A 13,454-nucleotide genomic window follows, 5' to 3' on the forward strand; every position below is an offset into this window, starting at 1 on the left:
ACTGCATATAAACCAGTTACCCAACAATATATTCTGAAAAATATTCCAAAATATATTTGATATAATAAAATTCTAATGTACATTTGTGAAGTTAACTATATACTAACCTTTAAAAGCAGATCTTATGAAAAACAAATCACTTTTTTTAGTCCTAGTCATTCTTTGTTTGACTAGCGTAGAGATCTATTCTTCCCGACAAGAATTAAAGTTTGATGCACCTCTTCCGAGCAACACAGAAAACGGAAATGCTCGCAGTGATTACGGACCTCCCGGTGAAGGAGATAAATGCTGGTATTTCGATGGAGCGTCTTCTTGTGTAAATTTTTCATTCAATAATTGTTATGAAGACCCAAACCAAAGGTGCGGAAGAGATGAAGGAGCTCCCAATTAATTTAACCGACTAGCAAATCATTCCATAGGGTATTTAAGATCTTTCCTATTCATAATTAGTTGATCCAATCTACAAACTGAAGATAATTAAATACCCTATATTTAATCTATAGTGTATGAAATATTTTTTGTATATCTTCACTTATCTGCTTCTAGGAGCATCGTGTTCATCTCCTTCTCGTCCAATAGACTATGGTACAGAATTAACAGCTACAGACTCCATCTGCCTGTCTATAGATGAACATACACATTATGAAAGCAAATCTATATTCCAATTTGAAGAAAACGGACATGAGTATCTTTCCTTTTTGAATGAAAAAGCAAGCTATAAAGTTCATATCTATGATTTGGATACCAAACAAGTTATTAAAACAATTCATCTACAAAAAGAGGGGAGAAATGCAATGCCATCAACTAATGGCTGTTTTCCACTTAGCTCAAAGCATTTTTTAATTACAACTTGGAATGGAGTTTTTGGAATTATCAATGAAAAAGGAGAAGTGGAAAATAAGAATAGTTTTTGGAAAGACAGCGTAAACTTTCATGCTTTCGACCACATTTGTTGCATGAGTTATACATATCGACCTGCCATAATTAAGGATTCTATTTTATATTTCAGTCAATCATTATTAAAATATCCCCGTAAAAAAGATGAATGGGATAAAATACCCATATTTGCTTATGCAGACCTTCATAAAAAAAAACTAGGGTGGACAGAACTACGATACCCATCTATTTTTAACAAAGATGAGATAGACTACATTCTGTATGACCCTGAAATCAGTTACACATATACAGGTAAAGAAGTTGTTGTTTCACTGGGACAATATGACAGCATATTTGTATCTTCTGATTTCAAACATAAAAAAGCGTATAATGCTAAAAGCCATTATCTGCCCCACGTGCGTCCAGTCTCCCAAAATTTACAAATTGATTTATTCAAAACCATACATGACAGAGGATTACAGCCCCATTACCACCACTTGATGTATGATAAATACCGAAAAGTATTCTATCGGTTTGCCTTAATGCCGGATGATAATATAAAACCATTCTCCAACAATCCGCATCAAAGTTTCTCCATCATCATTCTAAACAAAGACTATGAAATTATTGGTGAAACAAAATTTCCCGGCAACACCTATGCCCATCACTTGTGCTTCGTAGGTAAAAAAGGCCTGTATATTTCAGAGAATAATGAAAACAATCCTCAGTTTGACGAAAACAAACTGGTATTCAGGTGTTTCACACTTCAAGGCCGGAAAAAATGAAGAAAAAGAACTACTCAATCATTCTATGTGGAGGACTGTTCCTGGCAAGCTGTATGTCCAATAATGACAAATGCCTTCAAAAACTGTTTGATGAAGTCGGAGTTGAGAAATCACAAATCCACAATGCCACCCACCTTGTTACCATATTGGGTAATGGTTGCAAAGGATGCATACACAAAGCTCTGTCAGATATACATAACTCGACCGATACTATTTATATAATTGCATGTAAAAGTAAAAAGACTTTCAATTTAATTGCCAATAAAAATATAGATGACTACTCCAATGTATATCTAGACACTAAATCCATATTAGTGGAATTGGATATGGCTAAAAACACACCTAGAGTCTACCTTTTAAATAATGGTAAATATGTGTCGCACTCTTTTTATGGAAATGAATCTCCCAGCGAAGAAGCGAACACCACCATTACATTCAACACAAATGAGATAGATTTAGGCAAAATCAGCCGCACGGAAAAGGCAAGAATCAAATTCACAATATGGAATACAGGGAAGAACATAGTAAGAATCAGTCATATAGATCTTTCATGCGAATGTTTGAATATTGAAAATGAAATTACTGAAATAAATCCGGGAGACAGCACTTGTCTGAATATCATTTTCCATCCCGATGACATAGGAAAGTTTCAAAGAGAAATTTTATTATATGGTAATTTTGACTCATCTCCCAAACTTTTAACCATTACAGGAGAATACTTTTAATAAAATAATACAATCTTGCTATAAATAATTTTTTAGCTATTTATAGCGAGTATACCATCCATTTCTACCCTTTTGAAAGTTCCTCCAATGTTTTTTCCTCGTACCTGCAAATTGCCTCCTTATAATCCTCGGAAATCAATTTCGGTTCTTTGGTAGCCAGGTCATAACCTACCATCACCGTGCGGCACTCACACTTCACCTCATGGGTATCCGTAGTCACGGCACGCTGCAACAAAGTAAAACTCTTATGCCCCAAATGTACCACAGCCGTTTCTATCACCAGATGATCCGAGAAAAATACCGGCATAAAGAAGTTTGCATTGATATTGGCCACCACAATAGCCAGCTTACTCCAGTCGGCACTGCCAAACACATCTTTTATATAAGTAGTCTTTGCCAAATCATACAAAGAAAAGTAAACCGAATTGTTCATATGACCAAACTGGTCCACATCGCTGAATCGTATCTGCACCGGCATAGTATGCCTGAATTTTATATCCTCTGCCATAGTTAAGCTTATTAAAATCGTTCAAATATAACACTTTTCCCAGTAATTGAACCCTAAATGACAGATTATTCTTAATTTTGCTGCGAAATAAATGAATATGTAATTTTAATAACAATATAAACATGGATAAGAAGTATAGCAGGGAGACCTTATGCGTACAGGCAGGCTGGACTCCGAAAAAAGGCGAACCGCGCGTTTTGCCTATTTATCAAAGTACCACATTCAAGTATGACACCAGCGAACAGATGGCGCGTCTGTTCGATCTGGAAGATTCGGGATATTTCTATACACGCTTGCAAAACCCCACCAATGACGCCGTCGCCGCAAAAATCGCAGCATTGGAAGGTGGTGTGGGTGCTATGCTGACCTCGTCCGGCCAGGCTGCCAACTTCTATGCCATTTTCAATATCTGTCAGGCAGGCGACCACTTCGTATGCTCGTCTACCATCTACGGAGGTACATTCAATCTGTTTGGCGTCACGCTGAAAAAACTGGGCATCGAGTGTACCTTCATTGACGCCAATGCATCCGAAGAGGAAATAGACCAAGCTTTCCGCCCGAATACCAAAGCGTTGTTCGGCGAAACCATCTCCAATCCGAGCATCGATGTGCTGGACATCGAAAAGTTCGCACGCATCGCACACAAGCACGGTGTGCCTTTGATTGTGGACAACACCTTCGCCACTCCCATCAACTGCCGCCCGTTTGAATGGGGAGCGGATATCGTCACCCATTCTACAACCAAATACATGGACGGTCATGCCACCAGTGTAGGAGGCGCCATTGTGGACAGCGGCAACTTTGACTGGGAAGCCCATGCGGACAAATTCCCCGGTCTGACCCAGCCCGACGAGTCTTATCACGGACTGACTTATACCAAAGCGTTCGGCAAAATGGCTTACATGACGAAAGCAACCGCCCAACTGATGCGTGACCTCGGCTCCATCCAGTCTCCGCAAAATGCGTTCCTGCTGAATCTGGGATTGGAAACATTACACCTGCGCGTGCCCCGTCATTGCGAAAACGCACAGAAAGTGGCCGAATGGCTGGAAGCCAACCCGAAAGTGAAATGGGTGAACTATTGCGGACTGAAAAGCAGCAAATACTATGATCTGGCACAGAAATATATGCCAAACGGCTCGTGCGGTGTCATCGCTTTCGGCTTGAACGGAACCCGTGAGGAAGCGATAGAATTTATGGACAGGCTGAAATTCATCTGCATCGTAACCCATGTGGCCGACGCACGGACCTGCGTACTGCATCCCGCCAGCCATACTCACCGCCAGCTCACCGACGAACAGTTGCGCGAAGCGGGAGTAGCTCCGGACTTGATTCGTCTTTCAGTGGGCATCGAGAATGTAAACGACATCATAGCCGACATTGAGCAAGCTTTACAATAAGACGAAGCGGATGAAAAAAATCATTATCATTGGCGCCACTTCCGGCATCGGACTGGAAGTGGCGCGATGCTATCTGAAAGACGGCTGGCAAGTAGGCGTGGCAGGACGTAGAGAAGAAGAACTGGAAAAAATCCGGTTATCCGCGCCCGGACAGGTATGTACTCAGACAATAGATGTCACCCGTGAGGACGCCCCTTTCTCATTGGAGCAACTGATTACTAAAATGGGAGGTATGGATGTGTTCTTGCTCAGCTCGGGCATAGGCAAACAAAATCTTTCACTTCAACCCGATATAGAATTACAAACCGCCGCCACCAATGTTTCGGGATTCATACGGATGGTCAATGCCGCCTATCACTATTTTGAGCAACGCGGGAAAGGGCATATAGCCGTAATCAGCTCCATAGCAGGCACCAAAGGGCTGGGATCCGCCCCAGCTTATTCAGCTACCAAGCGGTTTCAGAACACGTACATAAATGCATTGGAGCAATTGGCACACATGAAGAAACTAAACATCTCCTTCACCGATATCCGTCCCGGATTTGTCGCCACTCCTTTGCTGAAAGATGATAAATATCCGCTGCTGATGCATACTTCCCAAGTAGCATCTCAAATTGTAAAAGCCATTTCCCGAAGGAAAAGAGTAGCCATCATAGACTGGCGCTATCAGTTTATCGTATTCTTCTGGAAATTGATTCCCGGATGGTTATGGGTGAGGTTGCCTGTGCGGAACCAATAATCCCCAGCCAATATCATTTCATAAGAAAAACCCCTTGTTCTCATCCTGAACTTGCGAAAGATTTGTAAACAAGGCGAGGGTTTCTTCATTCTACTCCCCGAAATTACCTGAATGAAAGGAATTGGTTAAAGGGACCGGCAAAGCCTGTGATCATGCTGATGAAAGATCAAACAGGCTATTGAATGATGCTTTCTTTGTAAAGCTGAACCTCTTTACAAACATAGAAACTTAAAAAAATTCTTTTCCCTTTGTAACAACTTTCCCACTTCCCCCGTCTATCTGATTGAAAGCGCTTTCAAAAAACAATTTCAGTATGAACAAAAACCAAATAGAACCATGAAAAAGTTTGTATTTACTCTATTGCTAGTCTTCGTCTGCCATCTGGGCTACGCCCAAGGCATCAACGGTCTTTTCAATGAATTCGGCAGCGAAAAAAATGCCGATTGTGTCAAAGTATCTTCTTTCATGATGTCTCTTGGAAAAATGTTTGCCGGACACGATGAAGACGCTGAGATAATAAGAAAAATAAAGTCAATAAAAGTACTGGACCTGGAATCTTGTACGGCAAGCGTAAAAGAACGGTTCAACAAAAAAGTGAACAAACTGAATCTGAAAGGATATGATGAGCTGATGCGTGTAAACGATGAAGGCGAGAAAGTCCGCGTGCTGATGAAAACAAAAAAGGAAACTATCCGTGAACTGCTGTTTGTATGCACCGGAAAAGAAGACTGTACACTGGTACAGATAAACGGAAAATTCACAAAGGATGATATAAACAAATTAGTAAATCAGGAAACAGGGAAGAAGCATGGACACCGCTGAGTTTAAGCAACAATTTCTACCTTACCACCGGAAACTCTACCGGGTAGCCTTCCGGCTGACGGGCAACCCTCAGGAGGCGGAAGATATGGTGCAGGAGGCGTATCTGAAATTGTGGAACAAGCGCGATGAGCTGGCGGGCGTGCTGAACACCGAAGCCTACTGCGTCACCCTTGTCAAGAACCTGTGCTACGACGCCCTCCGCAGGAGCCGGCCCGATGAAGACGGACATGCACCCGAAGAGCTGAACCTCCCTACGGACACCAACATAGCGCGGGAAGTGGAACAACGGGATGAGGTGAACCAGGTACGCCGGCTCATCGGCAGACTGCCAGAGCAACAAAAGCGGGTGATTCTGCTCCGTGATGTCAATGACTGCTCCTTTGAGGAGATAGAGCAAGCCACAGGACTGAATGCCATCAACATACGTGTGTTGCTGAGCCGCGCCCGCAAAAAGATACGTGAACAATATAATGCAATAATGAACTATGAAAGTAAATGAAATAGAAAGACTATTGACCCGGTATTACGATGGAGAAACCAGCGAAACCGAAGAAAAGGAACTGAAACGCTTTTTTACCGAAGAGGACGTTCCGGCTCATTTACTTGCCGAGAAGGAAATCTTCATGCAACTGGCAGCACAGCCCGCTCCCGAAATACCGGAAGGACTGGAAAGCAGGCTGAGCCGCAAGATAGACCAATGGGACACAGGCGAAAGACGCACGCTGAAAATAAAAAAACATACACGGGTCCTCCGCTTGCAATGGATAGGGAGCATAGCCGCCAGCCTGCTCATCCTGCTCTCCGTAGGACTGTACCTATACAAGCCCTATCCGGCACCGCAAGATACCTGCGCCACCCCCGAAGAAGCATACGTACAGGCCCAGAAGGCACTTATCATGCTTTCCAGCAGCCTGAATAAAGGAATAGAAAAAGTGGAATCGGTGCAGGAAGCCACCGGAAAAATTCAAGAGAACGTAAACGAACAATTAAACCGATTAAATAACATAAAACAATGAAACGTACATATATCATTACCTTATTGCTCTCTCTGTGCTCACTGTTCACCTACGCACAGGACAGTTTTTTCGACAAGTTCGCTGATATGGACGGGGTAACCTCTGTCTATATCTCAAAAGCCATGCTCAGCCTGATGCCCGACATGAAAACGGAAGGGGTAAATATAGGCGAAGTAGCCTCCAAACTGGATAACATCCAGATTCTAAGTTGTGAAAAACCCGACATTATCGCCAAGCTGAAAAAAGAGACAGCTTTCATCAGTCCCAAGAACGGCTACGAGGAACTGATGCGCATAAACGATGAAGGCGAAAAGACCATCATTTATCTGAAACGGAACAAAAACAAAGAAAAGGAATTTGTATTGATGAGTCAGGAAAAAAATGAATTTACCATCATCGCCATCACAGGAAATCTGACCCTGCAAGAGATACAAGGCATCATCAACAAGGAGTAACTCCACACATCCCCCACCATAAGGCCTTTTCTCCCGCCTGCTAAGGTCTGAAGAAAGGATATATACTATCTCCATAGCACTATGGAGTTATCTCCAAAGCTTGCGGAGTTAACTCCAAAGGCTATGGAGATAACTCCGCAGGCTTTGGAGATAGTAACCGGACGGTCGGAAAGGCTTAACAATAGGGCTGCGAATGCTTACGTTATCTCCGGAAAAGGGTTATCCGCCCGTAGAAGCCCCGCCAATGAAGGAACTTATTTCTTTATCCGTTTTTGGGTAGGCAAAGTAAACTCATGCGCTTCGGTCACCGCCCCGTTGCTCTCTGTTGCAAAAACACGGAATTGCGCCTGGCCTGTTTTCAACTTCCTGCCTCCACGAATGGTGGCCGTGTACCTTATCTGATTCCCGACAGGCATATAGGCAATCTGAGCCGAAGGTGAAATCAAAATATGTTTCATGCCGCTCATTTCCTCTATTACCGGAGTAACATTGTAAGCGGGCACATCACCATCATTCACCACATCGAACACCAGTTTGCTGTCTTCTTCCGCATCAATAACATGGTTACGGTTATCATCGATAAAACGCAGGTTGATAATCCTCAATCCCGATGAAGGCTCATAAGAGGAAGTGTGCTCATACTGCGAAGAAGAAGGATAAGTCTTTACGTAATACTCCTCCACCTGATAAGTTTCCTCCCGAGGTGTAGTTATGGCATTTCCCACAGCAGCCCCCGTTACAGTTCCCAGCAGGGCGCCGAATTGCGAACCGTTGTATCCGCCGGCCCTGTCACCCACAATAGCGCCTAATACTCCGCCGATGGCCGCACCGGCTTGTACTGCCGCCGGATTGCCTTGCATTCCGGATGGTGAGCAAGCCGAAAGCAAAGCGGTCGGAATGCATAAAATGAATATCATTTTTCTCATACCCCAAGTAGTTTATAATCTTTATCAGACAGACAAATATACTTTTTCCTATTGACAATGGGTTCATCGGCTATGTTAAAATTTCATTTCCTGTCATGCATCCTCATCGGTCTAACCGCCATCATTCTGGATGGAAGGCTCTTCTTCCTAAAATGAAAAGATAAGTCTAAATAACACAAGAAACAGAAGGAGACGTTTTTTTTTCTATATATTTGCCGGAAAACAAATGAAAAGTTCTTCGCCATACCCTTGCATCGCCGCAGAAGGCTTCCCCTCTCCGCTGCAAAACCGCGCCCGGTATGGCAAGGAAATATTTATAACCTATCATTATGGAATTGAAAGCAAAATACGAACAGCGCATTGAACAGGCTGAGGCAGAACTCCGCCAGGTAAAAAATAAGATTCTCCGCATCAGCACGCTGAGGGTCTTGTTATTTGCAGCAGGGATTATAGGAACAATCTACTTCTATCAGGCAGGGACACCCACTATATGTCTAACCATAGCGGTCACTTTCGTTCCTTTTCTGGCATTGGTGAAGTATCACAACCGGTTGTTTTTCCGCAAAGACTGGCTGGAAACCTGCATACGGGTGAATAGTGACGAGCTTTCCGCACTGGCGGACAACTATGAGCCATTTGAGGACGGAAAGGAATTCACAAACCCGGCCCACAGGTATTCTTTTGACCTGGACTTGTTCGGAAGGCACTCCTTGTTCCAGGCCTTGAACCGTACCTGCACTTCATTCGGAAAGGAAAAACTGGCAGAATGGTTGCAAAATCATCTGGAGATAAAGGAAGAGATAATCCAACGGCAGGAGGCGACAAAGGAACTGGCTGCTTATTCCGATTTCCGGGAAACATTCCGGATCACCGGCCTGCTCTACAAAGGGGCGACAAGCGACCGCGAAGAAATTAAAGAGTGGACGGAAGCACCTGCCTATTTCAGCAAGAAATGGTGGAGCCGCCCGTTATTGGGAATCGTTCCCGGAGTCAACATCGTACTGGCTATGCTGGGAGTGGCGGGGGTCATTCCGATGACATGGTTCGGACTGGCCTTCGGACTGTTCGTGATAGGTAGTTTCGGACTGATAAAGCCTGTCAGCAACCTGCAAAGAGTGTATGACAAGAAATTACGTATTCTGTCTATCTACGCCGAACTGATCAGCCTGATAGAAAACCGGGAAATGAACGCTCCGCTACTCAGACACCTGAAAGCTGAATTCGGCATGAACGGGAAATCCACCACCCATATCTTGAAAGAGCTTTCACGGGAACTGGACAAACTGGACTTGCGCAACAACCAACTGCTATATGTCTTGCTGGAAGGTTCCATGTTCTGGCAACTCCGGCAGGTAATGCGCATTGAGCAATGGAGGCACAAATATGGAAAATATCTGCTCCACTGGCTGGACGTATTGGGTGACATTGATGCTCTTTGTTCTCTGGCGACATTTGCCGGCAACCATCCCGCATACACCTATCCGACCATTGCCGGCAAGCCTTTTGTATTCCTTGCAAAGGATATGGGACATCCCCTGATGCCTGCACGGCAATGTGTGACCAATGATGCCGATATCCCCTCAAGACCGTTCTTTGTCATCATCACAGGAGCCAACATGGCAGGAAAAAGTACTTATCTGCGTACAATCGGAGTGAATTATGTATTGGCATGTACCGGCTGCCCCGTATGCTGTTCCTCCCTTGAAATATATCCTGCCAAACTAGTGACAAGCTTGCGGACTTCCGATTCGTTGACAGACAACGAATCTTACTTCTTTGCCGAACTAAAACGATTGAAACAAATTATAGACCGCCTGAATAAGGGAGAGGAGTTGTTCATCATTCTGGATGAGATTTTAAAAGGAACCAACTCGATGGACAAGCAGAAAGGCTCATTCGCCCTGGTACGCCAACTGATGGAACTGAAGACGAATGGCATCATTGCCACACACGACCTGCTATTAGGGAAACTAATAGAATATTTCCCCAAAGAGATACGGAATTATTGCTTTGAAGCTGATATTACCAACGATGAACTGACTTTTTCATACAAACTCCGTGAAGGTATCGCACAAAATATGAATGCCTGCTTCCTGATGAAAAAGATGGGGCTAATCATCAACGACTAACCCCACCCGACAATTTATCACATTAACGTCTTAAGCAAATAAAGCAGACCTTCACAGGCACACCTTATTTCATAACATAAAGAGTCATAGAAAATCAAAATTCACTTGTTTCCAAGCAATGTACAAACGCACTTGCATCATCTCCCGTGAAATAAAACACAGAAGATGCAGGTTCGTATGTATAGGGGATGAAACGGAACAGCTGGGCCGCAACGAATTTCTTGTCCTGAGAAATCATATAGTCCATACGTACGTTTCCGTTTGTCTTTACTTTCACGTCATTCCTGGTTTCAAAACCTTTTTTCTCCAACGCATCCGTCAAAGCCTGTAAATTGCATACATCAAAGAAGCAGGTCCCTTCTTTAGCTACGCTGCCGGTAGGTGCATATACCCATTCCTTGCCTCGCCAGAAAAAGCGGAATACGGCCCACAGAAACAAAATGGTTCCACCGGCCATAAGCACCATGCTCATGGTGGATGAGGAATCCCCCATCTTTAAAGAGGTTGCAAATGCACCCGCACCTATCACACAAAGGATAGCGGATATGATAATAGAAGAAACACTAGTACGTTTTACGACATCAGGGTGTGTTGTTGAAAACAAGGTTGCTTCAGTAGAAACTGTATTACTCATAATAATTTAAATTTTATTCTTTACTAATTAAAAATACAATAATTCATACCAAGGTCACATCTCGCCAATCACCCGACAAGACAGAACCATGAAAAACAAATTGGTAAAAGAATAAAAGCTAAATAAGAATGCGCCTCATACCAAAGATATAGTGCTCGCAAGCACTATCCCAGGGAAGGGAATAGGAAGAGGCATACACATGGGTATGACAGCTTGCAAGACTGGCCATCCGGGCGGCCATCTTACGCAACAAAATTTTGATAAATTGGGTAGTCTCCATGGAGGAAAAACGGTACATACGCTCTGCAGAGGCACTGACGCGATGTGCTAAAGTATGAGCGTCCCCAAACTCCATATCTGCTATTCCCTTATTGCTATCCAAGGGAATGACACGATCTTCATTGATGGAGTGCTGCGGAGTAGTATCCGTATGCTGTACAGTACATACCGTCATTGATGCAGCTGGAACTGCATCTACATATTCTGTTCCGGCAAAAGCCAAGGCAAACAGAAAAAATAATATGACTGTAACAAATCCTTTCATTGCTTACTGTTTGGTTTACAAAGATAACATAAATAGCGTTTTAGGTTTCATTTCATACAATAATTAACACATATCAAAGGTATTTTGTTTTAAGGGAGCTATGAAGGATTATCCAAAATTATGAAGGATCGGTTCTCAATTCCTTCATGGTTTCTTCCTGAAAAGCAACAGGTTACCTATCTATGACGGTTTTGAAGGAATTATTCGATGTTTCTAATTCCGACTTTAAATTAAAAGCTGTTCTTGTTCTGCATGCCTCGTCCGTATCAAAACTTTTGTAAACAGAACAAGTAATATGCATGTGGACAGAAGCCTCACAGCTTGTTTTCTCATTACTGCCGGTCAGGGCATAAAATAAAAAAAGCCACAGCTTTTATAGCTATGGCTTTTATATATATGATGATTACAGATTATTCAGCTTTAGGGGCTTCCTCTGTAGTTTCAGCTGCCGGTGCTGCAGGAGCTTCTGTAGCGGCTGCACTCTTCTTAGAACGACGAGTACGAGTTGCTTTCTTAGCAGTTGCAGTCTTAGCCATGTTTTCATCGTAATCTACCAATTCGATAAAGCACATTTCAGCATTATCACCCAAACGATGACCTGTTTTGATGATACGAGTATAACCACCCGGACGATCTGCTACTTTTACAGAGATTTCTTTGAACAACTCCGTTACAGCAAACTTATCTTGCAAGTTGCTAAATACAACACGACGTGAATTAGTTGTGTCGTCTTTAGATTTTGTAATTAAAGGCTCAACGAATTTCTTCAAAGCTTTAGCCTTTGCAACAGTCGTAGTGATTCTTTTGTGCTTGATCAAAGAACAAGCCATGTTAGATAACATAGCACTTCTATGAGAAGCAGTACGACCTAAATGATTGAATTTCTTATTATGTCTCATTTTTTATTCTTTATCTAATTTATATTTAGAGATATCGGTTCCAAACGACAGATTCAGACCCTCGAGCAAATCATCAAGCTCCGTGAGCGATTTCTTACCGAAGTTTCTGAACTTCAACAGATCTGTCTTGTTGAACTGTACCAAGTCACCCAATGTTTCCACATCGGCAGCTTTCAAGCAGTTCAAGGCACGAACTGAGAGGTCCATATCAACAAGCTTAGTCTTAAGCAGCTGGCGCATGTGCAATACTTCTTCATCAAATTCTTCATTGCCGTCCACATCGGATGTTTCAAGAGTAATCTTTTCATCAGAGAACAACATGAAATGATAAATCAATATTTTAGCGGCTTCTTTCAAAGCTTCCTTCGGGTGAATGGAACCATCGGTAGTAATTTCCAATACCAGCTTTTCGTAGTCAGTCTTCTGTTCAACACGGAAGTTTTCCACCTGATATTTTACATTACGTATCGGTGTGTAAATAGAATCGATAGGAATTACATTAACATCGGTACAATATTCGCGGTTTTCGTCGGCCGGAACATACCCTCTACCTTTATTAATGGTAATGTCCATCTGCATTGTTGCTTTTGAATCTAAATGGCAAATAACCAATTCAGGATTTAACACTTCAAATCCAGTCAAATACTTACTTATATCACCTGCCTTAAATTCACTAGAATTCTCAACGGTAATGCTTACCTTTTCATTTTCGAACTCTTCTACTACTTGCTTAAATCTGACTTGCTTCAGATTTAAGATAATGTTGGTCACGTCTTCTTTAACACCGGGTACAGATGCGAACTCATGTTCTACACCTTCGATCTTAATCGTGTTGATTGCAAATCCTTCCAATGAAGAAAGAAGAATACGGCGTAAAGCATTACCTACGGTAATACCGAAACCGGGTTCGAGTGGACGGAACTCAAATTTTCCAAATCTGGAGTCCGCTTCCAACATTAATACTTTATCAGGTTTTTGAAATGCTAATATCGCCAT

Annotated in this window: 16 protein-coding genes; 10 read left to right on the forward strand and 6 right to left on the reverse strand. The window is 42.7% G+C overall.

Translation table 11 applies throughout. The annotated features are described in order from the left end of the window. Window positions 1-124 precede the first annotated feature (124 nt). From AB5062_RS14485 to AB5062_RS14495, 3 genes are all read left to right on the forward strand, one after another. On the forward strand, window positions 125-391 hold the full coding sequence (locus AB5062_RS14485) for a hypothetical protein (protein WP_007838891.1): 267 nt from the start codon (window positions 125-127) through the stop codon (window positions 389-391). A gap of 115 nt (window positions 392-506) precedes the next feature. Further along, window positions 507-1,661, forward strand: coding sequence for a DUF4221 domain-containing protein (locus AB5062_RS14490; protein ID WP_007838893.1), 1,155 nt, complete (start codon window positions 507-509; stop codon window positions 1,659-1,661). After that, the gene (locus AB5062_RS14495; protein ID WP_368326907.1) at window positions 1,658-2,386 is read left to right on the forward strand and encodes a DUF1573 domain-containing protein; all 729 of its coding nucleotides are present in this window, start codon (window positions 1,658-1,660) and stop codon (window positions 2,384-2,386) included. Before AB5062_RS14490 ends, AB5062_RS14495 begins: the two co-directional genes overlap by 4 nt. 64 nt (window positions 2,387-2,450) lie before the next feature. On the opposite strand, the gene AB5062_RS14500 is transcribed toward AB5062_RS14495, so the two are convergent. Then, window positions 2,451-2,894 carry a thioesterase family protein gene (locus tag AB5062_RS14500; RefSeq protein WP_032952818.1) on the reverse strand — a complete coding sequence of 148 codons (444 nt, stop codon included), beginning with the start codon at window positions 2,892-2,894 and terminating at the stop codon, window positions 2,451-2,453. A gap of 122 nt (window positions 2,895-3,016) precedes the next feature. Here AB5062_RS14500 and AB5062_RS14505 point away from each other — a divergent pair, with 122 nt between their 5' ends. From AB5062_RS14505 to AB5062_RS14530, 6 genes are all read left to right on the forward strand, one after another. Continuing rightward, window positions 3,017-4,294, forward strand: a complete 1,278-nt coding sequence (locus tag AB5062_RS14505; protein WP_032946159.1) for an O-acetylhomoserine aminocarboxypropyltransferase/cysteine synthase family protein — start codon at window positions 3,017-3,019, stop codon at window positions 4,292-4,294. Between the two features lie 10 nt (window positions 4,295-4,304). Continuing rightward, entirely contained in the window at window positions 4,305-5,033 is a 729-nt protein-coding gene (locus AB5062_RS14510) for an SDR family NAD(P)-dependent oxidoreductase (RefSeq protein WP_032946160.1), read from the forward strand. A 336-nt stretch (window positions 5,034-5,369) separates the two neighbouring features. Continuing rightward, window positions 5,370-5,855 carry a DUF4252 domain-containing protein gene (locus AB5062_RS14515; protein ID WP_032946162.1) on the forward strand — a complete coding sequence of 162 codons (486 nt, stop codon included), beginning with the start codon at window positions 5,370-5,372 and terminating at the stop codon, window positions 5,853-5,855. After that, on the forward strand, window positions 5,842-6,354 hold the full coding sequence (locus AB5062_RS14520; protein ID WP_032952819.1) for an RNA polymerase sigma factor: 513 nt from the start codon (window positions 5,842-5,844) through the stop codon (window positions 6,352-6,354). The genes AB5062_RS14515 and AB5062_RS14520 overlap by 14 nt, the downstream gene beginning before the upstream one ends. Continuing rightward, window positions 6,341-6,871: a hypothetical protein gene (locus AB5062_RS14525; protein WP_016271688.1), complete on the forward strand. Its 531-nt coding sequence runs from the start codon at window positions 6,341-6,343 to the stop codon at window positions 6,869-6,871. Before AB5062_RS14520 ends, AB5062_RS14525 begins: the two co-directional genes overlap by 14 nt. Beyond that, window positions 6,868-7,326, forward strand: a complete 459-nt coding sequence (locus AB5062_RS14530) for a DUF4252 domain-containing protein (RefSeq protein ID WP_005844914.1) — start codon at window positions 6,868-6,870, stop codon at window positions 7,324-7,326. Before AB5062_RS14525 ends, AB5062_RS14530 begins: the two co-directional genes overlap by 4 nt. Window positions 7,327-7,580: 254 nt before the next feature. On the opposite strand, the gene AB5062_RS14535 is transcribed toward AB5062_RS14530, so the two are convergent. Then, window positions 7,581-8,252 (reverse strand): hypothetical protein, encoded by a 672-nt coding sequence (locus AB5062_RS14535; protein WP_005844912.1) that lies wholly within the window; start codon window positions 8,250-8,252, stop codon window positions 7,581-7,583. A gap of 329 nt (window positions 8,253-8,581) precedes the next feature. Between AB5062_RS14535 and AB5062_RS14540 the strand changes: the two genes are divergently transcribed. After that, window positions 8,582-10,381, forward strand: coding sequence for a MutS family DNA mismatch repair protein (locus AB5062_RS14540; RefSeq protein ID WP_016271690.1), 1,800 nt, complete (start codon window positions 8,582-8,584; stop codon window positions 10,379-10,381). A gap of 94 nt (window positions 10,382-10,475) precedes the next feature. On the opposite strand, the gene AB5062_RS14545 is transcribed toward AB5062_RS14540, so the two are convergent. From AB5062_RS14545 to AB5062_RS14560, 4 genes are all read right to left on the reverse strand, one after another. After that, on the reverse strand, window positions 10,476-11,015 hold the full coding sequence (locus AB5062_RS14545; protein WP_032952821.1) for a hypothetical protein: 540 nt from the start codon (window positions 11,013-11,015) through the stop codon (window positions 10,476-10,478). Window positions 11,016-11,133: 118 nt separating this feature from the next. Beyond that, on the reverse strand, window positions 11,134-11,559 hold the full coding sequence (locus AB5062_RS14550) for a hypothetical protein (protein WP_005844906.1): 426 nt from the start codon (window positions 11,557-11,559) through the stop codon (window positions 11,134-11,136). A 410-nt stretch (window positions 11,560-11,969) separates the two neighbouring features. Further along, window positions 11,970-12,458 carry a 50S ribosomal protein L17 gene (gene rplQ, locus AB5062_RS14555; RefSeq protein ID WP_005844904.1) on the reverse strand — a complete coding sequence of 163 codons (489 nt, stop codon included), beginning with the start codon at window positions 12,456-12,458 and terminating at the stop codon, window positions 11,970-11,972. Between the two features lie 3 nt (window positions 12,459-12,461). Continuing rightward, a complete protein-coding gene (locus AB5062_RS14560) occupies window positions 12,462-13,454 on the reverse strand; it encodes a DNA-directed RNA polymerase subunit alpha (protein WP_005844902.1) in 993 nt (330 codons plus the stop codon).

The sequence above is a fragment of the Phocaeicola sp. RTP21359st1_B8_RTP21360_211022 genome (assembly GCF_040911965.1).
In the GTDB taxonomy this organism is placed as follows: domain Bacteria; phylum Bacteroidota; class Bacteroidia; order Bacteroidales; family Bacteroidaceae; genus Phocaeicola; species Phocaeicola vulgatus.

Coding starts and splice junctions, on each gene's coding strand:
- AB5062_RS14485 (WP_007838891.1), top strand. CDS start 125: ATGAAAAACAAATCACTTTTTTTAGTCCTAGTCATTCTTTGTTTGACT.
- AB5062_RS14490 (WP_007838893.1), top strand. CDS start 507: ATGAAATATTTTTTGTATATCTTCACTTATCTGCTTCTAGGAGCATCG.
- AB5062_RS14495 (WP_368326907.1), top strand. CDS start 1,658: ATGAAGAAAAAGAACTACTCAATCATTCTATGTGGAGGACTGTTCCTG.
- AB5062_RS14500 (WP_032952818.1), bottom strand. CDS start 2,894: ATGGCAGAGGATATAAAATTCAGGCATACTATGCCGGTGCAGATACGA.
- AB5062_RS14505 (WP_032946159.1), top strand. CDS start 3,017: ATGGATAAGAAGTATAGCAGGGAGACCTTATGCGTACAGGCAGGCTGG.
- AB5062_RS14510 (WP_032946160.1), top strand. CDS start 4,305: ATGAAAAAAATCATTATCATTGGCGCCACTTCCGGCATCGGACTGGAA.
- AB5062_RS14515 (WP_032946162.1), top strand. CDS start 5,370: ATGAAAAAGTTTGTATTTACTCTATTGCTAGTCTTCGTCTGCCATCTG.
- AB5062_RS14520 (WP_032952819.1), top strand. CDS start 5,842: ATGGACACCGCTGAGTTTAAGCAACAATTTCTACCTTACCACCGGAAA.
- AB5062_RS14525 (WP_016271688.1), top strand. CDS start 6,341: ATGAAAGTAAATGAAATAGAAAGACTATTGACCCGGTATTACGATGGA.
- AB5062_RS14530 (WP_005844914.1), top strand. CDS start 6,868: ATGAAACGTACATATATCATTACCTTATTGCTCTCTCTGTGCTCACTG.
- AB5062_RS14535 (WP_005844912.1), bottom strand. CDS start 8,252: ATGAGAAAAATGATATTCATTTTATGCATTCCGACCGCTTTGCTTTCG.
- AB5062_RS14540 (WP_016271690.1), top strand. CDS start 8,582: ATGGAATTGAAAGCAAAATACGAACAGCGCATTGAACAGGCTGAGGCA.
- AB5062_RS14545 (WP_032952821.1), bottom strand. CDS start 11,015: ATGAGTAATACAGTTTCTACTGAAGCAACCTTGTTTTCAACAACACAC.
- AB5062_RS14550 (WP_005844906.1), bottom strand. CDS start 11,559: ATGAAAGGATTTGTTACAGTCATATTATTTTTTCTGTTTGCCTTGGCT.
- rplQ (WP_005844904.1), bottom strand. CDS start 12,458: ATGAGACATAATAAGAAATTCAATCATTTAGGTCGTACTGCTTCTCAT.
- AB5062_RS14560 (WP_005844902.1), bottom strand. CDS start 13,454: ATGGCGATATTAGCATTTCAAAAACCTGATAAAGTATTAATGTTGGAA.